Source organism: Bradyrhizobium sp. (assembly GCF_052389815.1).
In the GTDB taxonomy this organism is placed as follows: Bacteria; Pseudomonadota; Alphaproteobacteria; order Rhizobiales; family Xanthobacteraceae; genus Bradyrhizobium.
Genome location: NZ_JBQTHN010000152.1, coordinates 1 through 22,519, shown reverse-complemented (window position 1 = coordinate 22,519; position 22,519 = coordinate 1). Strand labels below are relative to the sequence as shown.

The window sequence follows — 22,519 nt, the reverse complement described above, 5'->3', positions numbered from 1 at the left end:
CAAGCGGCGGAATCTGCCTGTCCGCCGACGACCGGACCGTTGACGCTGATGACACGCCTGGCGCGAAGGGATTTCCGCTCGCTCCGCCGCGCCGCGGCGGGGATCGCCCGGTGCTGCCGTCATGGCGCGCTGGCGGCCGTGCTCGGCCTGGCATTGGCGGGCGTTGCGACGGGTGCGTTTGCGCAGGCCGATGCAGTGCGGGGCGAGGCCACGCTTGCCGCCAATGGCGGCTATGCCCGCCTGACGATCAAGCTCGCCGAGGACGTCGAGTCGCAGGTGGTGGCGGCGGGCCAGATCATCGTCGTCCGCTTCAAGCGGCCGGTGGTCTTGCCGGTCGGCAAGATCGGCGACGCCGTGCCGGACTACATTTCCGCCGCGCGTGCCGATCCGGATGGCACGGCGATCCGCCTGTCACTGGCGCGACGAGTGACCATCAACACCATGACCGCCGGCGAGCGGCTGTTCGTCGATCTGCTGCCGGATTCCTGGAAGGGGCCGCCGCCGCCCTTGCCGAGCGAAGTGGTGCGCGAGCTGTCCGAGCGCGCCCGCGCCGCCGAGCGCGCGTTGCGGCAACAGAAGGCCGACGATATCGCGCGAAAACGGCCGCCGGTGCGCGTCAAGGCCTCGGTGCAGCCGACTTTCGTGCGCTTCATCTTCGAAATGCCCGACGGCGTCGGGGTCTCCTCGGTGCTGAACGAGCAGAAGCTGTCGCTGCTCTTCAACGCGCCGCTGACCTTCGACCTTGCCGACGCCAAGGTCGCCGCACCTCCGAACGTCGCCTCCATCAACCAGCGCATCGACGGCGACAAGAGCATGGTCGAGGCCGAGCTGATCGGCGATGTGGACGTGCATTCGTTCCGCGAGGAGAAGAGCTACATCATCGATGTCGCGTTCCAGCAGGCCGACAAGATGCCGGCGGCGCCGGCGAGGGCGGCCTCCGAAACACGCAGCAGCCACACGCCGTCGGCGCCAGCCGCCGCACCGCTCGCGGCAATGAAGCCCGCAGCCGAACCGCCCGCGAGGCAGGAGACCGCCGCCAGGCCCGAACCGCAGGCCGCCGTCATCCCTGCGGAAGTGCCTCCGCCCACCTCGGAGGCCATCGCCGAGCAGGCCGGGATCGAGATCAAGCCGGCGGTTGCCACCGAACCGGCCGGGCCGGCGGCAGCCGTAGCGCCGGAGAAGCCGGCCAAGGTCGAAGCGGCAATGCCGCCGGCTGCGAAGGCGGAAACCGCTCCCGGCGCCGCCGCTGCGCCGAAGCCCAAGCCCGCGGCATCGGCGCCGGCCAACCAGCCTGCCGTCGCCGGCGACAAGCTGGCCTCCGTCGCCGCCCAGCGCGACGCCGACGGGCTGCGCGTGACCTTTTCATTTGCAGCCACCACGCCGGCGGCGCTGTTCCGCCGTGCGGACACCGTGTGGCTGGTGTTCGATTCCGCAAATCCGGTCAACATCGACGCCATCCGCAGCAAGGGCGGCGCGCTGGTCGCCGAGGTGAACAGCCTGTCGATCCCGCACGGCCAGGCGGTGCGCATCCGCCTCAACCGGCCCCAGCTCCCTTCGCTGACCGGCGAGCAGAGCGGCAACGGCTCGATCTGGAAGCTGACTTTCGCCGACAGCATCGGCGCCCCGCCGCTGCCGCTGGTGGCGGTGCGCAACATCACCGAGCCGTCGCTCGCCAACGTCTCGGTGCCGCTCGCCAATCCGGGCCTCTTGCACAAGTTCAGCGATCCCGACGCCGGCGACAGGCTGTTCGTGGTGACCGCGCTGCCGCCGATCCGCGGCCTGATCAAGCGCCAGGATTTCGTCGAGCTGACGCTGCTGGAATCCATCCACGGCGTCGCGGTGCGTCCGAACTCCGACGACGTCACCGCGGAGATCGCCACCGACAAGATCCGGCTCGGCAAGCCCGGCGGGCTGACGCTGTCGTCGGCCGACGTCGCGGCGGAGCGCGCCGCGACTGCGGCCCGCTCGCCCTTCGACGGCGAGGAATGGCGCAAGAACCAGGCCGGTCCGTTCATCGCGCGCGAGGACGCATTGATGCGGGCGGCGGCGAGCGCGAACACCTCGGCCGAGCAGAAGCAGCGCGCGCGCATGGACCTGGCGCGCTTCTACATGGCGCGCGGCATGTATTACGAGGCCAAGGGCGTCGCCGATTTCGTGCTCGACGACGCCAAGCCCGGCTTCGAAGACCCCGGCGCGCTGATGTTGCGCGCGGTCGCGCACACCGTCATCGGCCGCCCGACCGCGGGCCTGCACGACCTCGCCAATCCCGTGATCGGCAACAATTACGACTCGCAGCTGTGGCAGGGGCTCGCCAGGGCGCGGCAGGGCAAATGGGCGGAAGCGCGCGAGAAATTCAAGAACGTCGAATTCGCCATCGCTTCGCTGCCTCCGGAGCTGCAGCGTATCGTGCTGATGGACGCGATGCGCGCGTCGCTGGAAGTGAAGGACTATTCCGGCGCCGCCCGGCGGCGCAGCGATCTCGACGTCGTCGGCGTTCCCGCTGAGCTGCGGCCGGCGGTGTCGGTGTTGCGCGGGCGGCTCGCCGAGGCGCTCGGCTACGACCGCGACGCATTGAGCGATTACTGGACCGCGATCTCCTCCGACGATCGGGCATCGGCGGCGGAGGCCAAGCTGCGCGACATCATGCTGCGGCAGAAGCGCGAGGAGGTGAAGCAAGCCGATGCCCTGCGCGAGCTGGAAACGCTGTCGGTGAGCTGGCGCGGAGATGCGGTGGAGGTGAAGGCGCTGCAGCTGATGGCCGATATCTATGCGAAAGACGGCCGCTACAACGACGCGCTGCTGGCGGTGCGGACCGCAACGCGCCTGCAACCGAATTCGGAAGTGTCGCGCCAGGCGCAGGACATGGCGGCGGCGCTGTTCACCGAGTTGTTCCTCAGCGGCAAGGGCGACGACCTGCCGCCGGTCGAGGCGCTGGCGATGTTCTACGAATTCCGCGAGCTGACCCCGATCGGCCGCCGCGGCGACGAGATGATCCGCAAGCTCGCCGACCGCCTGGTGGCGATCGACCTGCTCGACCAGGCCGCTGAGCTCCTGCAGTACCAGATCGACAAGCGTCTCGAGGGCGCCGCGCGCGCGCAGGTCGCCGCCCGCCTTGCCATGGTGTACCTGACCCACCGCAAGCCCGACCGCGCCATCTCGGCGCTGCGTGCCACCCGCATCGCCGATCTCTCGGGCGAATTGCGCACGCAGCGGCTGCTCCTGGAGGCGCGGGCGCAGAGCGACGTCGGCCGGCACGACCTTGCGCTCGACATCATCTCCAACATTTCGGGGCGCGAGGCGATCCGGCTGCGCTCCGACATCCATTGGGCGTCGCGGCACTGGCGCGAATCCGCCGAGCAGATCGAGCTCTATTACGGCGAGCGTTGGCGCGATTTCAAACCGCTCAATTCGGCGGAGAAGAGCGACATCATCAGGGCCGTGGTCGGCTATGCGCTTGCCGAAGACTCCATCGGGCTGGCGCGCTTCCGCGAGAAATACGCGCCGCTGATGAGCGGAGAGGCCGACCGCATCGCCTTCGAGATCGCGAGCAAGCCGGCGGGCGGCAACAGCGCCGAGTTCGCCGAAATCGCCAAGATGGCCGCCGGCGTCGATACGCTGGACGGCTTCCTGCGCGAGATGAAGACCCGCTTCCCCGACATGACCGCCCGCGCGCCGCTGCCGCCGGAGACGGTGAGGGGCGATCCGACCGAGACCGGGTCCCTGCCGGAAATCGTCGGGCTGAGGCAGATTGCGCCGGTCCGTCGATAGGGCGGGTGCGCGTTGCTTCAGTGCGACCTTACCTCGTAGACCCGAACGCTCGAGATGAACGGATTGCCTTCCGCGAGCTTCTCCGCGTCGTCGAGGCTGGCCGCACTGACGATGGTGAAGCCGGTGATGGAATCCGGGCCGAGCGGCAGATCCTTCGATCCGCTCCTCGATATCTCGCGGCCGCCGCCGAAGCCGCCCATGTCGACGGTATGGGGCTTGGTCGCCTCGAACCATTTGCCCCAGGCGGCCATGACTTCCGGGGTAGGCTTTTCAAATCCGTAGTGCAACAGGACGAACTTCTTCACGCGCGACTCCCTTTCACTGATCCAGGCAACGGCTTTCTCGTCGAGGACTTTGCTTTCGGAACGATTGTCTCGGCATACCGCAGCGAACGCGCTATCCAGGAAGCGCGCTTGCGCGCGTCGGCCAGCAGCTCTTCCGGCAGCCGCACGTATTCTCGCATCGGCCGGCCCTTCATGGGCTCAAAGGTGCGTTCGCCGAATTCGGCGGTGAAGCGGGCGCGATCCTGCTCCGACAGCCGCAAGATGAAATCGTCCTGATGCAGGCCGATGAAGAGGTTGCCGTTGGCGAAGGCGGCGGGATAGCCGAACATCTTGCGGCGGGAAATGCTTTCGCCTGATGGTACCGACTTGTCGAACAGGTCGATCAGCGACTGCGGCGATTTGGTCCAGGCCATCGGTTGCTCCATCAGCCTGCCACGGGCGAGATGCGCGGCCGGTCCGCAAGGTCGAACAGCAAGGGCAGCTTGCGGACCGCGGCCAGCGAGCCGCTTACCGTGGCGCGCCTGGCGGCGATGGCGTCCTGCAGCGGCACGCGCATGCCCACGATCTGGAGCACCGCGTCGAACGGGGCTTCCAGCGTCCCCTTGCAGTCCGCGATCCCCTTGCGGATGGCCGTACCGCTGTCGCTGCCCGCAACGGTGAACCCGGCCGATTTCTTGCCGTGAGTGACCACGAGGCCAATGTTGATATCCGGCACCGGCGTGCGTCGCGCGATGGCGTCGAGGCCAAGCAGCACCCAATCCGGCTCGAACGTATCGCCGGCAACCTGCGGAAACAGGAAGCGGCCGCCCCAGCGGATCAATTCCCTGATCGCGGGCTGAACTTCGCGGCCGATCTCGGTCAGTTCGTACACCGGCGCATTGGCCGGCCGCGGCAACACCGTCCGGCGCACGACATTGCAGTCGATCAGGGCGTTGAGGCGTGCGGTCAGCAAGGTGGGGCTCATTCCATCGAGATGGTCCAGCAGGTCGCCAAAACGTCTTGGGCCGAGCAGAAGCTCCCGAATGATCAGCAGCGTCCAGCGTTCGCCGATGATCTCCGCTGCGCGGGCAAGTGCGCAAAATTGCGGATAATGGAGATTGCTCATGCCGTGACGGTTGCTTCCTCCGCGTCATCTTCGCCAGGCGAGGGCGATCAGAGGTCCTGCAACGACGAATTGCAGGATCGTGAAAGCGGTTTCGAGCAGCACGTAATCCGGCACCGAGGTCATCACGTTCTTGGCCGCCACCGCGAGCGTGGTGAAGGACCACGACAGCAGACCGACGCCAAGGCCGTACAACAGCCCGTCCCTGAGGAAGGAGCGGCTCGGCCGCGTGAACACACGAGGGAACAGCCAGGAGAAGATGGCGCCCTGGATGACCATCGAAGCCAGCCCGAAGGCGATCACCGGCTCGTCGCGATAGATTCGCAGCGCATGGTATTGCTGTTCGAAAAGCACGAGGTGCCAGACAAAGGCAATCGGAAAGGAAGGAAGCAGATAGGCGGCAAAGCCGAGCCAGAAGCTGCGGCCACCGGCCGGACGTGCAACGTCGGATGTAACCGTCATGAAGATAAACTCCCCGCAACTACATTTTTTATAGTACATACTCCAAAAAATGGAGTCAATACGTAAGGGCCCTTACGTGCGGGAAGGTTCGGTCTCGGCAACTCCAAAAATGAGCGGGGGTGGCGCCTCACGCCGTCTTGCGGCTCCTGACCAGCAGCGCGAACACCACGGCGAGCCCCGAAGCCACCGTGTACATCGTGAAGGCGTTGAGATAGCCGATCATGGTCGCCTGCCGCGTGATCTCCCTGGCGATCCGGGCGAGGCCCTGCACCGTGTCGAAGCTCCATGCGCCCGTCACGTCCGGCATCGCCAGCGCGCGGTTGTAGGGCGTGATCATCTCGGTCATGCGGCTGTAATTGGCGCCGGTGGTGCGCACGATCTCGGCGATCGACAGCGAGATGAAGAAGCTCGATCCGATGTTGCGCAGCAGATGGAAGATCGCGGAGGCCTCCGCGTAGTGCTTGGCATCGAGCGTGCCGAAGGCCACCGCCGTGATCGGCACCCAGACGACGCCGACGGCAAAACCCTGGATGGCGCTGTTGGCGACGAGAATCTCCATCGTCACGTTGAGATCGAAGGTCAGCATCCACAATCCTGCGGCGGTCTGCAGGCCGAACCCGAAGGCCATGCTGATGCGCGGATCGATCCGGCTCATGAAGCCGGCGGTCATGAAGCCCACCAGCATGCCGACGCCGCGGGATCCGATCACCTGTCCGACCAGCATGTCGGGAAAGCCGGCCTGTTGCTGCAGGAGAGGGGGCAGCAGCACCATCGGCGTGAAGTTCAGCATGCCGTAGATCGTCACCAGCGCAAGGCCGATCGCGTAGTTGCGGTCGGTCAGCAGCTTCAGGTTCACGAAGGGATGCTGCGCGCCGAGGCTGTGCACGAGGAAGACGTAGAAGGCGATCGCCGCGACCACGCATTCGACCACGATCTCGGTCGATTCGAACCAGTCCAGCCGGACGCCGCGGGCGAGCACGAGTTGGATCGCAGCGAGCGCGGTGGCCAGCGCGATGAATCCGGTCCAGTCGAAGCGCACTTTCGCGAGCAACTTGTCGGCCGGCAGCGTCAGGGCCATTCCGACGGTGGAGGCGATGCCGATCGGCACCAGCATGTAGAACGACCAGCGCCAGCTGTGCATCTCGGAAAGATAGCCGCCGAACACCGGGCCGAAGGCCGGCGCGACCGCCACCGCCATGCCGAAAATCGACATCACCATCGCGTGCTGGCGGCGTGGAAAGGTATCGAACAGGATCGTTTGCGACAGCGGTATCACCGGCGCGCCGGCGCCGCCCTGCAGGATGCGCCACAGCACCAGCATTTCCAGCGACTGCGCCATCCCGCACAGCAGCGTGGCGGCGGTGAAGCAGGCGATCGACCAGATCATGACGCGCTTGGTGCCGAAGCGGGAGACCAGCCAGCCCGTCATCGGCGTCACGACGGCGGTGGCGAGGATGTTGAAGGTCATCACCCAGGCGATCTCGTCCTGGGTCGCCGACAGGGCGCCCTGCATTTGCGGCAGGATGGTTGACGTTGTCAGCAGCGCCGTGCCGTAGAGCGAGGAGCCGAGAACCACCGTCGTCAGCGTCAGATAGCGCTGCGCCGGCGTCATGCCGTCGGCGGCTTCCTCTGCCAGGTCCACAGTACTCAAGGCGCTTTTCCCTTGATTGTCGGCCGGATAATAACCTAGCTTACCAATAATAATAACCTAGCTTACCAATCAGGGCGGAGGCAACGGCGGCGTGCCGAATACCGAGGACTATATTGGCGTCGTGATCTCCGACGTGGCGCGGCTGCTGCGGACGGAATTCGACCGCCGCGTCCGGCGCCTCGGCATCACCCGCGCCCAATGGCTGGTCCTCACCCGCCTGCACCGCCGCCCCGGCGCGTCGCTCTCCGAGCTCGCCGAAATGATGGAAGTGGAAAAGGCGACCGCCGGGCGCATGATCGACCGCCTGGTCGCCAATGGCTGGGTGGAACGCCGCACCGCGCGGGACGATCGCCGCGTCAAGCGCGTCTATCTCACCGCGGCCGCCGAGCGCGTGCACAGGCGGATCTGGCGCGTCGCCGAAGAGACGGTCGATGCGGCGCTCGCCGACCTTTCGGCGCGGGAACGCCGGCAGCTGATGAGCCTGTTGCTGCGCATCAAGACGACGCTGGTGTCGGCGGATGGCGGCGATGCGGCGGCAAGCGGCTCGAAGCGCCCGCTGAACGGCGCCAGCCGGCACAACGGCAGGGCGGCGCCATGAGCAAGCGGATGCAGCGGCTGGCGCTGGTCGGCGTGCCCGTGCTGATCGTGCTGGGCGCGCTGGCCTTCTGGCTGCAGGGCGGCCGCCACATCTCGACCGAAAATGCCTTTGTGAAGGCCGACATTGCCCAGATCGCCAGCGAAATTCCCGGCCGCATCATGGAGCTTGGCATCCGCGATCATTCGGCCGTCTCGGCGGGCGATTTGTTGCTGCGCCTCGATCCCGCCAGCTATCGGCTGGCGCTGGCGAAGGCGGAAGCGGAGGTCGATTCCGCGCGCGCTTCGGTGGAGCAGATGAAGGCGAATTTGCGCGAGATCCGGGCCGAGGCGAAGGAAGCCGAAAACAAGCTGGAATTCCTGCGAAGCCAGGCGAGGCGCCAGCGCGATCTCTCCGGCCGCGGCGTGGCATCGGTGGCGCAGCTGGAGCGGGTCACCAGCGAAGAGCAGGAGGGCGAGGATCGCCTCGCGGTCCTGCATCAGCGCATCGCGCGGGTGGAGGCGGCGCTCGGCGGCAGGCCGGACCGGCCGACCGATGCGTTCGCGGCCGTGCGCGAGAAGATGGCGATGCGCGACCGCGCGGCGCTCGAGTTGTCCTACACCGAGATCAAGGCGCCGAAGTCCGGCGTCGTGGTCAATTTCCGCCTGCAACTCGGCGAACAGGTCAAGCCGCAGACGCCGCTGTTCGCCCTGGTGACCGACCGGCGGCCGTGGCTGGAAGCCAACTTCAAGGAGACCGAGCTCACCCACGTCAAGGTGGGCCAGAAGGCGAAGGTCGTGCTCGACATGCATCCCGACGTCGCCTGGGATGCCGTGGTGGAAAGCATCAGCCCGGCAACCGGCGCCGAGTTCGCGGTGCTGCCGGCGCAAAACGCATCCGGCAATTGGGTGAAGGTCGTGCAGCGGCTGCCGGTGCGGCTGCGGCTGATCGAGCAGCCGGGCGAGCCGCGGTTGCGCGCCGGCATGACGGCTTACGTCAGCATCGATACGAGGCGAACGCGGCAGCTCTCGAACCTGTTCGGCGGCGGCCCGGTGATCGCGGCCCCGACGGGGGAAGGGGACAAGGCGAAATAGGGCGCGACGCACTCACTCCGTCATTGCGAGCGAAGCGAAGCAATCCACTCTTCCTTGCGGTGGCAGAGCTGGATTGCTTCGCTTCGCTCGCAATGACGGGTGAAATGCCGTCACTTCGCATTCGGCAGCTACCTGCCGCTATCGCCACGCCAGCAGCAGCACGACCAGCACGATCAGCCCCGCCGAAAGCAGCTTCCAGAACAGCAGCGGGTTGCGCTCGTAGAGCGCCGGCTTGCTCGCCACGGCGGGCTTGGCCCAGGTCGCGCCGTTTTCCAGCTCATGGGCGAATTCGATCACGTCGCCGAAACGCTGCGTGCGGTCCACAGTGAGCGCCTTGCCGATCACGGCGTCGAGCCAGGCCGGCAGATCGGGGCGGTAGCGCGACAGCGGCGCCGGCTTGGAAAAGCGCGGCCGCGAGAACGGCTCGATCTCGCCGAAGGGATAGGCGGCCGAGAACATCCGGTACACGGTGACGCCGAGCGCAAAGAGGTCGGAGAATTCGTCGCCGGCTTGCCCGGCGAACAGTTCCGGCGCCATGTAGCTTGCGGTGCCCGGAATGTCTTCGGCCGGAAAATCCTCCAGCAGCGGCACGCGCGCGACGCCGAGATCGACGAGGCGCAGCCCCCCGTTCTTGAGCAGGATGACGTTGTCCGGCTTGATGTCGCGATGGATGATGCCGGCGCGGTGCAGGGTAGCGACCGCGCGCGACAGCTTGGTGGCGATGCTCGTGCCTTCGGCGAGCGACAATTGCGGCGGGCGGTTGAGGCGCTGCTCCAGCGTCTCGCCCTCATAGAACGGCATCACCGAATAGAGCCGGCTCTGGCGCCCGTCCGGCACGTCGACGATCTCGCCGATCCACAGGCTGCGCACGCGCGCGGCGACCCAGGCCTCGCGGACGAAGGCGAGACGATAGGAGCCCTCGCTCGCCACCCGCGGATGCGGAAATTTCAGCACGACCTCGCGGCCCAGCCGGCGGTCGACCGCCTTGAACAGGCGGCTGTAGCGTCCGTCGGACAGGACGTCGCCGAGCGCGAAATCGTCGATGACCTCGCCAGTCGACGGCAGGTCCAGGATCGGCAGCGTCGCGATCGAATGGGTGAGCTCCTCGCGGTCGGCCGGCGGCAGGTCGAGCACGTCGAGCACCAGCGCAGTCATGTTGTCGGCGCTGCCGGCGGTGAGCGCGGCTTCGACGAGGGCACGCGCGGAATCGTCGGGAGAGGTACGCTCGCCGAGCAAGGCCTGCAGACGGTGATCGGACAGCGAGCCGTGCACGCCGTCGCTGCAGATCAGGATACGGTCGTGCTGCCTGAGCCCGATGGTGGTGTAGTCGAAGCGGGCGAAGTCCTCGAAGCCGATGGCGCGGCTCAGCGCATGCGCGAGGTCGCCGCGGCCGGCGACGTGGTCCTTGGTCAGCCGCTCCAGCCGGCCTTCGCTGAGGCGATAGACGCGGGTGTCGCCGATGTGGATGACATGGCAGAGCCGGCGCGACAGCACGGCGGAAGAGAATGCGCAGCTCATGCCTGCAAGCCGCTCGTCGTTGTGGCCCTGCGCGTAGATCCAGCTGTTGGCGGCCTCCAGCGCGCGCGAGGCGCGGCGGCGCACGCCGAGCGTCTCGGGCAACGAATAATAGGCGTCGATGAAGCAGCGCACCGCGATCTCGGCGGCCTCGCGCCCGCCGCGATGGCCGCCGACGCCATCGGCGACCGCGGCGACGACGTCGCGGTTGGACAGCTTCGCCTGGCCGAGGCAGGCGCCGACATAGTCTTCATTGGCCGCACGCTTGCCGGTCTCGCTGACGAAGCCGACGCGAACCTGAAGACTACGCTGCGATCCGATCGTTATCTGCTGCAATGCCTGTCCGACCCCGGGGGACGCGGCGTCAGACCCGCGCTCCCGAGACCGCTCCCCATGTGGTGCGCCAGCGGACCTTGACCATGGCAAGTCCGACGAAGCCGAGCAATGCCAGCACGGCAAAGAACAGGAAGCCGGCGCCGAATCCGCCGGTCCATCCCTTGGCGAGGCCGAGCGTCTGGGCCAGGAAGAAGCCGCCGATGCCGCCGGCGCAGCCGACCATGCCCGTCATAAGGCCAATCTCGCCCCGGAAGCGCAGGGGAATGAGCTGGAACACCGCGCCGTTGCCCATGCCGAGGGCGAGCACGCCGATCGAGAACAGCAGCACCGAGACCCAGGCGATCCTCGGCATCGTCGTCAGCGACCAGCCGCCTTGTGAAGGCGAGACCGGTCCCTCCGGCATGAAGGCGATGACGGCATAGGCCGCCACCACCACGGCGAACAGGATCGAGAGCGAGCGGATGCCGCCGATGCGGTCGGCGATGTAGCCGCCGACCGGGCGGAAGCCGGAGCCGAAGGCGACGATCAGCGCCACCAGCAGGCCGGCGGCGACGCCCGAGACGTGATACTGCACCGTGAAATACAGCGGCAGCGCGTTGGCGAGACCGACGAAGCCGCCGAAGGTGATGAAGTAGAAGAACATGAACCAGCGGCTGTCGGAATCGCGCAGCAGCGCGCGATAGGCCTCGAGCGATACCGGCTTGCGCTCGCCCGGCGCGTCCTTGGCGGCGCCGATGTAGAAGGCGAGGATGATCGCCATCGGGATCAGCAGCGCGCCGAACACGGCCTGCCAGCCCCATGTTTCGGCGATGACGGGCGCCAGCAGCGTGTCGATGACGACGCCCATGTTGCCGGCGCCGGCAATGCCCATGACGATGCCTTGATACTGCGGCGGATACCAGCGGCTTGCCTGCGGCAACGCCACGGCAAAGGATGCGCCGGCGATGCCGAGCACGAGGCCGAACGCGATGATCGCAAACTTGGTCGGCAGGCCGAAGTACCATACCCAGACGGTGGCGGCGATGACGAGGGCTTGCGCAATGATTCCGGTGCGCTTGGCGCCGATCAGGTCGGCGAGGATGCCCATGGGCACGCGCAGTACCGCGCCTGCCAGAACCGGAATTGCGACGAGGGTGAACTTCTCGTCGACGGCCAGGTTCATGTCGCGCGCGATGTAGATCATCAGCGGGCCGAGCGCCACCCAGGCCATGAAGCTGATGTCGAAGTACAGGAACGCCGCCAGCAGCGTCGGCCAGTGCCCCGCCTTCTTGAACTCGGCAAACTTCATTACAGCCTCATGCCGTTGGCCGCACTGTGCACGGCACAGTGATCAGCGCAGATGGATGGATATTGATGAGTAAAGAGAGCCGGCTCGTCATTGAGGCGCTCTCATTTCGCCCTCAAGTTAAGCAAGAGCCGTGCCACATCATTGTGCATCGTGCTGCCTTGGTAATCGCAGGGTGTTGTTTTCGGTGCACGGTGCATCAATCGCGTGTTTTCGACGCGTATCGGCACTCAATGGCGCACGATGGTGCATTTTTGAGCGCGGCGACGATGGCGGAGCTTGCCCCGGACGAGCTCGGCAAACGCGCACGGCGGCGCGCAGACTGCACAAGAGATAATCGGGAAGGCCGAAAATTTGTGCGGTGCTTCCAAAAGTCTCGCGCCGGGCGGCTCGACGCTTATTTGTTAAACCATTGATATTTCACATCAAAGTATCCAAGCGGGACTGGCACGGCTTTTGAATATTGACATCAGAGATCGTCACTGCCGACGCTCCCTCGCCCGCGGACGGGCTTCACAACATCTGAAAAACCACTCGTCACCGGCTCGACGACGGCGTCGTCGCGCGGGAAGCCGTCGGAATTTGAAAGGCAGACCATGCTCGAGAGACTTGCGAAGCAGAAACTGGTGGTGATCGGCAACGGCATGGCCGGTATCCGCACCGTCGAGACGCTGCTGGAGCGCGCGCCCGATCTCTACGACATCACCGTGTTCGGCGCCGAGCCCTACGGAAACTACAACCGCATCCTGCTTTCGCCCGTGCTCGCCGGCGAGAAGACCGTCGACGACATCATGCTCAACACCGAGCAGTGGTACGACGACAACGGCATCACGCTGCGCAAGGGCGAGACCATCACCATGATCGACCGCCGTACTTGCGAGGTGGTCACCGCCACCGGCGATCGGGTGCCGTACGACCGCTTGCTGATCGCGACCGGCTCCAACCCGATCGTCTTGCCGATATCAGGCAACAAGCTGAAAGGCGTGATCGGCTTCCGCGACATCCAGGATGTCGAGCACATGGTCGAGGCCTCGACCACGCGCCGCCATGCCATCGTGATCGGCGGCGGTCTGCTCGGGCTCGAAGCCGCCAACGGGTTGATGAAACGCGGCATGAACGTCACCGTCGTGCATTTGCTGGACACGCTGATGGAGCGCCAGCTCGATGCGGTGGCCGGCGGCCTCCTGCGCAAGTCGCTGGAAGAGCGCGGCATGGTGTTCAAGATGCCCGCGGAGACCGAGGCGATCCTCGGCGAGGACCACGTCACCGGCGTGCGATTCAAGGACGGCACCGAGCTGCCCGCCGATATCGTCGTGATGGCGGTCGGCATCCGCCCCAATATCGAGCTGGCCAGGAAGGCGGGCCTCCATTGCGAGCGCGGCATCGTCGTCTCCGACACCATGCAGACTTATGACGGCCGCATCTACGCGGTCGGCGAGTGCGTGCAGCACCGCCGCCAGTGCTACGGCCTCGTCGCGCCGCTGTTCGACCAGGCGAAGGTCTGCGCCAATCACCTGGCGATGAAGGGCTTTGCCACCTACGACGGCTCGGTGACTTCCACCAAGCTGAAGGTGACCGGCATCGACCTGTTCTCGGCCGGCGATTTCGCGCCGGGCGCGGACAAGGAGGAGATCGTGCTGCAGGACGCCAACCGCGGCGTCTACAAGCGCATCATCCTGAAGGACAAGAAGATCGTCGGCGCCGTCCTCTATGGCGACACCGTCGACGGCCCCTGGTATTTCCAGCATCTGCGCGACGGCACCGACGTCTCGGCGATGCGCGAGCGGCTGGTGTTCGGCGCCGCCAATCTCGGCGACGGCGGTCACGCCGGTCAGAACTCCGTGGCCGCCATGAGCGACGACACGGAGATCTGCGGCTGCAACGGTGTCTGCAAGGGCACCATCGTCAAGGCGATCACCGAGAAGAAACTGTTCACGCTGGACGATGTGCGCGCCCACACCAAGGCGTCCTCGTCCTGCGGCTCCTGCACCGGCCTCGTCGAGCAGGTGCTGGCCTTCACGCTCGGCGGCGACTATTCGGCGGCACCCAAGGTCAAGCCGCTCTGCAAGTGCACCGACCACAGCCATGACGACGTCCGCCGCGTCATCGTCGAGAACTCGCTGAAGACCATTCCAGAGGTCATGAAGTTCATGGAGTGGAAGACGCCGAACGGCTGCCATTCCTGCCGCCCGGCGCTGAACTACTATCTGCTTTCGACCTGGCCCGGCGAATACAAGGACGACCAGCAGTCGCGCTATATCAACGAGCGCGTCCACGCCAACATCCAGAAGGACGGCACCTACTCGGTGGTGCCGCGGATGTGGGGCGGCGTCACCACGCCGAACGAGCTTCGCGCCATCGCCGACGTCGCCGACAAGTTCCAGATCCCGACGGTGAAGGTGACCGGCGGGCAGCGCATCGACCTGCTCGGCGTCAAGAAGGAGGACCTGCCGGCGGTGTGGGCCGACCTCAACGACGCCGGCCTCGTTTCCGGCCACGCCTATGCCAAGGGGTTGCGCACGGTGAAGACCTGCGTCGGCTCGGAATGGTGCCGCTTCGGCACGCAGGACTCCACCGGCCTCGGCATCAAGATCGAGAAGGCGATGTGGGGATCGTGGACGCCGGCCAAGGTGAAGCTGGCAGTCTCCGGCTGCCCGCGCAACTGCGCGGAAGCGACCTGCAAGGACGTCGGCGTGGTCTGCGTCGACTCCGGCTACGAGATCCACTTCGCCGGCGCCGCCGGCCTGCACATCAAGGGCACCGAGTTCCTCTGCAAGGTGGAGACCGAGGAGGAGGCGATCGAGGTGATTGCCGCACTGACGCAGCTCTACCGCGAGCAGGGCTGGTATCTCGAGCGCATGTACAAATGGTGCGACCGCGTCGGTCTCGAGCAGATCCGCAAGGCGGTTGTCGACGACCGCGCCAACCGCAAGGCGTTGCACGACCGCTTCGCCTACTCGCAGAAGTTCGCGCAGGACGACCCGTGGGCGGCGCGTGCCCGCCGCGGTGTCGAGAGCAACGAGTTCAAGCCGATGGCCGAGCTGGCCGAAATGGAGCCCGCATGAGCAACTGGATCGAAATCGGCGCGCTGAAGGACGTTCCGCGCCTCGGCTCGCGCGTGGTGCGCACCGCCGCCGGCAACATCGCGGTGTTCCGCACCGAGAACGACGAGGTGTTCGCGCTCGACGACCGCTGCCCGCACAAGGGCGGACCGCTGTCGCAGGGCATCGTGCATGGCAAGCGCGTGACCTGTCCGCTGCATAACTTCGTCATCGAGCTCGAAAGCGGCAAGGCCGTCGCGCCGGACGAGGGCTGCACGCATTCGCACGCGGCCAAGGTGGAGAACGGGATCGTGTGGCTGTCGGTTCGCCAATGCGCGGCCGCCTGATCGGGTGAGCGGATATGCCGGTCAAGACCTCGTGCCCCTATTGCGGTGTCGGCTGCGGCGTCATCGCCAACGTCGACAGGACGGGCGGCGTCAGCGTCACCGGCGATCCCATGCATCCCGCCAATTTCGGCCGGCTATGCTCGAAGGGGTCGGCGCTGGCCGACACCGTGGGTCTCGACGGGCGCCTGCTTGCGCCCGTGGTCGACGGACAGGAGACGGACTGGGATGCCGCGCTCGATCTCGTCGCGGACGGCTTTGCCAGGGCGATCCGCGAGCATGGGCCGGACTCGGTGGCGTTCTACGTCTCCGGCCAACTGCTCACCGAGGACTATTACGTCGTCAACAAGCTCGCGAAGGGTTTCTGCGGCACCGCCAATATCGACACCAATTCGCGGCTCTGCATGGCTTCCAGCGTCGCCGGCCACAAGCGCGCCTTCGGCAGCGACACCGTGCCGGGCTGCTATGAGGATCTCGAGCTAGCCGATCTCCTCGTGCTGGTCGGCTCCAATGCGGCCTGGTGCCATCCGGTGCTGTACCAGCGGATGATCGCGGCCAAGGAGAAGAATCCCGACTGCCGCATCGTGGTGATCGATCCACGCCGCACCGCGACCTGCGAAGGCGCGGACCTGCATCTGCCGCTGCGCCCCGGCAGCGATGCCGTGCTGTTCAACGGGCTGCTCGCTGCGCTGAAGCGCGCCAATGCGGCCGATGGCAGCTTCGTGCGCGCCTTCACAAATGGCGTCGATGCGGCGCTGGCGGCCGCCGGCGACCAGACGGTGGCGGAGACCGCCGATATCTGCGGCCTCACCGAGGGCGCGGTCGAGCGCTTCTTCGACTGGTTCATTAAGACCGAGCGAACGGTCACGCTCTATTCGCAGGGCATCAACCAGTCCTCCAGCGGCGTCGACAAGGTCAATTCCATCATCAACTGCCATCTCCTCACGGGGCGGATCGGCCGGCCCGGCATGGGGCCGTTCTCGCTGACCGGCCAGCCCAACGCGATGGGCGGGCGCGAGGTCGGCGGGCTCGCCAACCAGCTTGCGGCCCATATGGAGATCGACAACCCGCTGCATCGCGACATCGTGCAGCGCTTCTGGCAATCGCCCGTCATCGCCGGCAAAGCGGGGCTGAAGGCCGTCGACATGTTCGATGCGGTCGCCGACGGCCGCATCAAGGCGATCTGGATCATGTCGACCAATCCTCTGGTGAGCCTGCCAAATGCCGACCGGGTGCGCGCGGCGCTCGATGCCTGCGAGCTCGTCGTGGTGTCGGACGCGCTACGCTACACCGAAACGACGCGGCATGCGCGCGTGCTGCTTCCGGCGCTGACCTGGGGCGAGAAGGACGGCACCGTCACCAATTCCGAGCGCCGCATCTCGCGCCAGCGTCCGTTTCTGCCGGCGCCCGGCTCGGCCCGCGCGGACTGGAAGATCATCTGTGACGTCGCCAAACGGATGGGATTTGCCGGCTTCGATTATGCCAATGTCGCGGAAATCTTCCGCGAGCATGCGCGACTCTCCGGCTTCGAGAACAACGGTGCGCGCGATTTCGACATCTCGGCGCTCGAAACCATCCAGGACCGCGCCTATGAGGCGCTCGCGCCGGTGCAGTGGCCTATCACGCACGAAGACCCGACCGGCGTACCGCGGCTGTTCGAGTCCGGCGGCTTCTTCACGCCGGACCGCAAGGCGCGCTTCGTGCCGGTCACCCCGCGTGCGCCGCAGAATGCAACCAGCCGCGACTATCCGCTGGCGCTCAACACCGGGCGCATCCGCGACCACTGGCATACGATGACGCGCACCGCGCGATCGCCGCGCCTGAACCTGCACACGTTCGAACCCTCTGCCGAATTCCATCCCGAGGATGCGCGCCGCGAAGGGCTCGACAATGGCGCGCTGGTGCGGCTGACCTCGGCCTATGGCGCGATGGTGGCGCGCGTGGCTGTCATGCCCGAACAGCGCCGAGGCTGCGTGTTCGTGCCGATGCACTGGAGCGGCGAGTATGCGGGGCAGGCGCTGAGCAATGCGCTGGTCAATCCCGCCACCGATCCGATTTCAGGCCAGCCGGAACTGAAGCACACGCCGGTGCGGGCCGAACCTTATTTGCCGAAATGGCACGTCTTCATCCTGAGCCGGCGCGAGATCGCAAACCCCGCCGGCGGCTACTGGGTGCGCGGCCGGATGGATCGCTACTTCCGCATGGAGCTCGCCTTCGACGAGCGGCCGGCAAGCTGGCGCGACTGGGCGCGCGAGCAGCTCGGACTTGCGGGAGCGGATATCGAATGGATCGCCTATCGCGATCCCGGGGCGGGGCGCTACCGCTACGCCGCCGTGCGGAACGGCAGGCTGGAGGGCTGCGTGTTCGTCGCGCCCGATCACAAGCTCGTCTCGCGCTCCTGGCTGTCGAGCCTGTTCGCGGAAGATCCGCTGTCGCCGGCGGCGCGGATGTCGCTGCTGGCGGGGCAGCCGAGCGATGCCCGCGAGGATATCGGCACGATCGTCTGCTCGTGCTTCGGCGTCGGCCGCAACCAGATATCGACCGAAGCGCTCAAGGGCGCGTGCGACGTCGAGACCATTGGCAAGCGCCTGAAGGCCGGCACCAATTGCGGCGCCTGCCGGCCGGAGATCGCGAAACTGTTGCATGCCGGGGTACGCGACGCGCAGCCGGCGTGATGCAAGGCAAAGTCAGCGCCCCGACACTCTCCGCGTCATGCCCGGGCTTGTCCCGGGCATCCACGTTCTTGGCGCTCGTGTAAGGAAAGACGTGGATGGCCGGGACAAGCCCGGCCATGACGAAGAGAGAATTGCCCGGTCGGCCGTCAATACGGCTCCACTTCCATCGCCCAGGGCTGTTGCTCGTGGCCATGGGCGTAGGTGCGGTTGGTCTGCGCCGGATTGCGGTTGACCAGCGGCCGCATGTACATCGGATGCGTGGCGCTGCGCACCTCGTGCTCGATGGTGAAGAGGCGCCGGCCATCGGCGGGATCGACGATGTCACAGAAGCGATACTGGTACTGGTTGTCCTCGCGCGTGATCAGGCCGCGCTCCAACAGTCGCCGGTAAGGTCCGGAAAAGTCGGTGATATAGATCTGCACGTGGTGACCGTCGAACTCCGGCTGCTTCCGGTCGGTCTCGCGGAATTGCAGGTACTGATCCTTGCCGACCTTGACGCGCGCGACCATGCCGTCGCCGTTGGCGAGCGAGGCCGGGATGCCCATGATCCGCGGATAGAAAGCGCAGATGCCTTTCGCCGTTCCCACGGGCACTTCGAACTCGACATGGGGAATGCCGAGCGCGACGGGACCGAAGCGCTCCGCATCCGGCTCATAGACGCGCAGGTGGTTGCCCCAGGGGCAGGTCGCCTCGACATGGTCGTTGCGTTCGCTGAACGCAAACGCGGTGCCTTCCAGTTTCGGTGCGACGGAGGCCAGCCGCTTGAGCAGGGCCTCGCGATCGGGGATGACCAGCGCGGTATGGCCGCGCAGCACCTGCGCGTCGCCACTCGGCAGGTGAAACTGGCTCTTGCCGACATTCACCCACATGTTGCTGTCGGAGACCATCAGGTAGGGATCGCGGGTCAGCCCAAGTCCGGCGACATAGAAGAGGGTGGCCGGCCGCTGGTCGGGCACCTGCACGTTGACATGCTCGAGATGGATGGAGTTGCCGAGGTCTTCAGCGGCGCGGTCGAACGGCTGCGGCATGGGGCGGGTTCCCTGATTTTTGCCACATCATAATGGAGCGCGCCGCCTAATCCAGCCGTACACTGTGCGGGCGAGCCGGGACTCACCTACTGTGCATGGGGTTGTTTTCGCGCTTTTGTGTCCAGGCGGTGGCCTTGCGCCTATCCCCCGCCGTAGCTCTGCACAAGGCTGCCGGCGACCAGCGACCAGCCGTCGACCAGCACGAAGAAGATCAGCTTGAACGGCAGGGACACCACGACCGGCGGCAGCATCATCATGCCCATCGACATCAGCACCGAGGCGACGACGAGGTCGATGATCAGGAAGGGCAGGAACAAGAGGAAGCCGATCTCGAAGGCGCGCTTCAGCTCCGAGATCATGAAGGCGGGGACGAGGATGCGCAGCGACATGTCATCCGGAGTCGCGGGGCGAGCTTCTCCCGACATGTCCATGAATAGCTTCAGGTCCTTCTCTCGCACGTTCTTCTGCATGAAGATGCGCAGCGGACCCGAGGCGCGCTGCAGGGCGTCCTCGACGCCGATCTGGTTGGCGATCAGCGGCCTGATGCCGTCGTCATAGGACTTCTGCAGCACCGGCCCCATCACGAAGGCGGTGAGGAACATCGCCAGCGCAATGATCACCGAGTTCGGCGGCGCGGTCGCCGTGCCCAGTGCCGTGCGCAGGAGCGACAGCACCACCACGATGCGCGTGAACGACGTCATCATGATCAGGATCGAGGGGGCGACGGAGAGGATGGTCAGCAGCGCGATCAGCTGGATCGCGCGCTCGGTGACGCCGCCGCCGCCCTGGCCGAAATTGATGCTGATGTCCTGCGCTAACGCCGGATCGGCCAGCGATCCGGCGGTTATCAGGGCAACGTGGAAAAAAACTCTACGCGGAAGGGCCGCGATCCTCACGAAGGATTCTTTGGCCGTCCCAGCAGGGACGCCATCTCGTCTTCGAGATTCTCAAAGCTGGTCTTCTGCGGCGCAGGCGAGGGGGCCTCGTTGCGCGAGGGCCGCGCGGCCGGCGCTTCCGGCTGGACGGGCGGGGCGACGTCGCCGCCGGCGGGCCGGCGAAGCGCCGCTTCCAGCCGCTGCGCCATCTCCGCCAGATTCTGGTCGGCCGAGGAGGCCGGGGGCGGCGCAGGAGGCGGTGGCGGCGGCGGAGCTGCGGCGCGCTCGCGGACCGGGGCTTTCGGCGCTTCCGGCGAACGCGAGGGGCGCGGCATCATCGGTTCGCTGCGCAGCATTGGCTCGCTGCGCGGCATGGGTTCGCTGCGCAGCATCGGCTCGCTGCGCGGCATGGGTTCGCTGCGCGGCATGCGCGGCGGCAGCGGTTCGGCGCGCGGCTCGTTGCGTCCGCCGAGCGGCTCGGGCGCGAAACCGGCGAGCGGATCGGAGGGCCGCTCCATCGGCGGCGGGGGTGGAGGCGGCATGGGCGCGCGGCGGCGGGCCTCGTCGGCGAAGGAGGGGCGCGGCGGGCGCGGCGGCGGCTCGGGCATCACGGGCTCGACATGATCGAATGTCTCGGCCCGGACCGGCTCGCCTTCCCACGCGGTGTCGGGAAGCGGCGCGATTCGCGGCGGCGCTTCCGCCCCGCCCGGACGCTGCGCGAGCTGGTCGCGCACCGGCATGGCGCGGACGATATTGGTCTCGACGACGATGTCGCTGGGGCCGCCGATCATCAAGAGGTGCTCGATGTTGTCGCGGCGGACCAGCACGAGGCGGCGGCGGCCATCGACGGCGGCGGCATCGATCACGGCCAGCCGCGGCATCCGTCCGCGGGCGGTGTTGGCGCCAAGCCGGTTATTGGCGAATCGCCGGACCAGCCAGGCGGCGCCGCCGATCAGCGCCAGGACGGCGACGAAGGCGAAGAAGAATGTAATCGTTGACGACATGGATGTCCCCGGCCAACTGGCCTCTCACAAGCTCCGGTCTCAACCGACGCGGACAACTGAAGCGAGCCGCACCGGGCGAGAGCAACGCCCGAGATCAGCCTTATTCCTTAATTCCCCACGGCAAATTCCTGCCGCCCGGCCCAGTAATAGACCAAGAATCGCTTGGACCAAAACGACTTCTGGCCGGCCAGGTTGGATTGCCCTTTGCTGGTTAACGCAGGTTTCGTGGCGAAAATGCGCTTGCTTTGCCGCAACTCTGCGGACTCTCGCACCGCGCAGGCTCCCGCCGCGCGGTTCTTAACCGGTTGTTAACCATAGACGCGGCAAATTCTGCCTACCTCGGGCGTCCCGCCTTGGGGCAACGGGGGAGCGAGAGGCCGATGGCCATTAACGATTTGCCCATGCTCGCGGCGCTGCGCACCAAGATGCAGTGGCACCAGGAGCGGCAGCGGGTGCTCGCCGAAAACATCTCCAATTCCTCGACGCCGAACTTCCGGCCGCGCGACCTGGTCGAGCCCCAGTTCAACCAGCAAGGAGCAAGCGTCGGCGGCACGGCCACGCTCGCCATGGCGCGCACCAGCGGCAGCCACATGGGCTCATCGGAGGCGGGGCCGAGCTTCAAGCATGACGGCGGCCGGAGCGGGTTCCTCACCCGGCCCGCCGGCAACGCCGTCAATCTCGAGGACCAGATGCTGAAGGTCTCCGCCAACCAGATGGACTATGCGGCGGCGACCTCGCTCTACAGCCGCAGTCTTGGCCTGATCAAGACCGCGATCGGCAAGCGCTGAGCTTAAGGGGAGCGGACCATGGCCAATGACGGCAGCGACTTCGCAAGATCGATGAGCATCGCCACATCCGGCCTGCGCGCGCAGGCCGGCCGCATGCGGGTGATCTCGGAAAACATCGCCAACGCCGATTCGACGGCGCTCACCGCCGGTGGAGAGCCGTATCGGCGCAAGATACCTTCGTTCACGTCCGCGCTCGACCGCACGCTCGATGCCAAGGTAGTGGCGCTCGGCCGGATACGGACCGACCAGACGGCCTTCCGCGTCAAGAACGAGCCGGGCAATCCTGCGGCGGATCCGGCCGGCAACGTCAGGTACCCCAACGTCAATCCGCTGATCGAAATGACCGACATGCGCGAGGCGCAGCGGTCCTACGAGGCGAACCTCAACATCATCAGTGCGACGCGCCGGATGATCCAGCGCACCCTCGACATCCTCAAGGCCTGAACAGGAAGGTTTGCAACATGGCTTCCCCCACAGTCGCCGCCAACGCCTATGCCAGCCTCGCCAAGATCATCGAGCAGCCCGGGGCGGCGAAGGGCAGCGAGACCGGCGGTCCTTCCTTCAGCGCACTGCTCAAGGATGCCATCGGCAACGTCGTCGATGCCGGCAAGAAGTCCGACGCGCAATCGATGGCGATGGCCTCCGGCAAGGCCAACGTGATGGACGTGGTGACGGCGGTGGCGGAAACCGACG

19 protein-coding genes are annotated in these 22,519 nt (G+C 66.6%); 9 read left to right on the top strand and 10 right to left on the bottom strand.

What is annotated here, in order from left to right:
- Positions 1-48: 48 nt before the first annotated feature.
- Positions 49-3,768: a tetratricopeptide repeat protein gene (locus ACT4OC_RS23580; RefSeq protein ID WP_444841493.1), complete on the top strand. Its 3,720-nt coding sequence runs from the start codon at positions 49-51 to the stop codon at positions 3,766-3,768.
- Between the two features lie 17 nt (positions 3,769-3,785).
- Here the strand turns inward: ACT4OC_RS23580 and ACT4OC_RS23575 are convergent, their stop codons facing one another.
- The 5 genes from ACT4OC_RS23575 to ACT4OC_RS23555 all read right to left on the bottom strand — a co-directional run bounded on the left by ACT4OC_RS23575 (position 3,786) and on the right by ACT4OC_RS23555 (position 7,258).
- Entirely contained in the window at positions 3,786-4,073 is a 288-nt protein-coding gene (locus tag ACT4OC_RS23575; protein ID WP_444841443.1) for a hypothetical protein, read from the bottom strand.
- Entirely contained in the window at positions 4,070-4,465 is a 396-nt protein-coding gene (locus ACT4OC_RS23570) for a TfoX/Sxy family protein (RefSeq protein ID WP_444841442.1), read from the bottom strand. The genes ACT4OC_RS23575 and ACT4OC_RS23570 overlap by 4 nt, the downstream gene beginning before the upstream one ends.
- An 11-nt stretch (positions 4,466-4,476) precedes the next feature.
- Positions 4,477-5,157 carry a winged helix-turn-helix transcriptional regulator gene (locus ACT4OC_RS23565; RefSeq protein WP_444841441.1) on the bottom strand — a complete coding sequence of 227 codons (681 nt, stop codon included), beginning with the start codon at positions 5,155-5,157 and terminating at the stop codon, positions 4,477-4,479.
- Positions 5,158-5,181: 24 nt separating this feature from the next.
- Complete coding sequence (locus ACT4OC_RS23560) at positions 5,182-5,616, bottom strand: hypothetical protein (RefSeq protein ID WP_444841440.1); 435 nt, start codon at positions 5,614-5,616, stop codon at positions 5,182-5,184.
- Between the two features lie 127 nt (positions 5,617-5,743).
- Positions 5,744-7,258 carry a DHA2 family efflux MFS transporter permease subunit gene (locus ACT4OC_RS23555; protein WP_444841492.1) on the bottom strand — a complete coding sequence of 505 codons (1,515 nt, stop codon included), beginning with the start codon at positions 7,256-7,258 and terminating at the stop codon, positions 5,744-5,746.
- 100 nt (positions 7,259-7,358) lie between these two features.
- On the opposite strand from ACT4OC_RS23555, the gene ACT4OC_RS23550 reads away from it, so the two are divergent.
- Together ACT4OC_RS23550 and ACT4OC_RS23545 are read left to right on the top strand one after the other, a co-directional pair.
- Positions 7,359-7,865: a MarR family winged helix-turn-helix transcriptional regulator gene (locus ACT4OC_RS23550; RefSeq protein ID WP_444841439.1), complete on the top strand. Its 507-nt coding sequence runs from the start codon at positions 7,359-7,361 to the stop codon at positions 7,863-7,865.
- Positions 7,862-8,935 (top strand): HlyD family secretion protein, encoded by a 1,074-nt coding sequence (locus ACT4OC_RS23545; protein WP_444841438.1) that lies wholly within the window; start codon positions 7,862-7,864, stop codon positions 8,933-8,935. The genes ACT4OC_RS23550 and ACT4OC_RS23545 overlap by 4 nt, the downstream gene beginning before the upstream one ends.
- A gap of 138 nt (positions 8,936-9,073) precedes the next feature.
- On the opposite strand, the gene ACT4OC_RS23540 is transcribed toward ACT4OC_RS23545, so the two are convergent.
- Both ACT4OC_RS23540 and ACT4OC_RS23535 read right to left on the bottom strand, forming a co-directional pair.
- Complete coding sequence (locus ACT4OC_RS23540) at positions 9,074-10,786, bottom strand: protein kinase domain-containing protein (RefSeq protein ID WP_444841437.1); 1,713 nt, start codon at positions 10,784-10,786, stop codon at positions 9,074-9,076.
- Positions 10,787-10,814: 28 nt separating this feature from the next.
- Complete coding sequence (locus ACT4OC_RS23535; protein WP_444841436.1) at positions 10,815-12,074, bottom strand: nitrate/nitrite transporter; 1,260 nt, start codon at positions 12,072-12,074, stop codon at positions 10,815-10,817.
- A gap of 593 nt (positions 12,075-12,667) precedes the next feature.
- On the opposite strand from ACT4OC_RS23535, the gene nirB reads away from it, so the two are divergent.
- Genes nirB through ACT4OC_RS23520 form a run of 3 tightly spaced genes read left to right on the top strand, consistent with a single transcriptional unit; the run spans position 12,668 to position 18,131 of the window.
- Positions 12,668-15,136 (top strand): nitrite reductase large subunit NirB, encoded by a 2,469-nt coding sequence (nirB, locus tag ACT4OC_RS23530; RefSeq protein WP_444841435.1) that lies wholly within the window; start codon positions 12,668-12,670, stop codon positions 15,134-15,136.
- Positions 15,133-15,459, top strand: a complete 327-nt coding sequence (gene nirD, locus ACT4OC_RS23525) for a nitrite reductase small subunit NirD (protein WP_444841434.1) — start codon at positions 15,133-15,135, stop codon at positions 15,457-15,459. Before nirB ends, nirD begins: the two co-directional genes overlap by 4 nt.
- A gap of 14 nt (positions 15,460-15,473) precedes the next feature.
- On the top strand, positions 15,474-18,131 hold the full coding sequence (locus ACT4OC_RS23520; protein WP_444841433.1) for a molybdopterin-dependent oxidoreductase: 2,658 nt from the start codon (positions 15,474-15,476) through the stop codon (positions 18,129-18,131).
- Positions 18,132-18,277: 146 nt separating this feature from the next.
- On the opposite strand, the gene ACT4OC_RS23515 is transcribed toward ACT4OC_RS23520, so the two are convergent.
- From ACT4OC_RS23515 to ACT4OC_RS23505, 3 genes are all read right to left on the bottom strand, one after another.
- Positions 18,278-19,159: a VOC family protein gene (locus tag ACT4OC_RS23515; protein WP_444841432.1), complete on the bottom strand. Its 882-nt coding sequence runs from the start codon at positions 19,157-19,159 to the stop codon at positions 18,278-18,280.
- Positions 19,160-19,299: 140 nt separating this feature from the next.
- On the bottom strand, positions 19,300-20,055 hold the full coding sequence (gene fliP, locus ACT4OC_RS23510) for a flagellar type III secretion system pore protein FliP (protein WP_444841431.1): 756 nt from the start codon (positions 20,053-20,055) through the stop codon (positions 19,300-19,302).
- Positions 20,052-21,038 carry a flagellar biosynthetic protein FliO gene (locus ACT4OC_RS23505; protein ID WP_444841430.1) on the bottom strand — a complete coding sequence of 329 codons (987 nt, stop codon included), beginning with the start codon at positions 21,036-21,038 and terminating at the stop codon, positions 20,052-20,054. The genes fliP and ACT4OC_RS23505 overlap by 4 nt, the downstream gene beginning before the upstream one ends.
- A gap of 380 nt (positions 21,039-21,418) precedes the next feature.
- Here ACT4OC_RS23505 and flgB point away from each other — a divergent pair, with 380 nt between their 5' ends.
- From flgB to ACT4OC_RS23490, 3 genes are all read left to right on the top strand, one after another.
- Positions 21,419-21,826, top strand: coding sequence for a flagellar basal body rod protein FlgB (gene flgB / locus ACT4OC_RS23500; RefSeq protein WP_444841429.1), 408 nt, complete (start codon positions 21,419-21,421; stop codon positions 21,824-21,826).
- Between the two features lie 18 nt (positions 21,827-21,844).
- Positions 21,845-22,270 (top strand): flagellar basal body rod protein FlgC, encoded by a 426-nt coding sequence (gene flgC, locus ACT4OC_RS23495; RefSeq protein ID WP_444841428.1) that lies wholly within the window; start codon positions 21,845-21,847, stop codon positions 22,268-22,270.
- Between the two features lie 17 nt (positions 22,271-22,287).
- Positions 22,288-22,519: flagellar hook-basal body complex protein FliE (locus ACT4OC_RS23490; RefSeq protein ID WP_444841427.1), on the top strand; the 232-nt coding region annotated here is incomplete at its 3' end.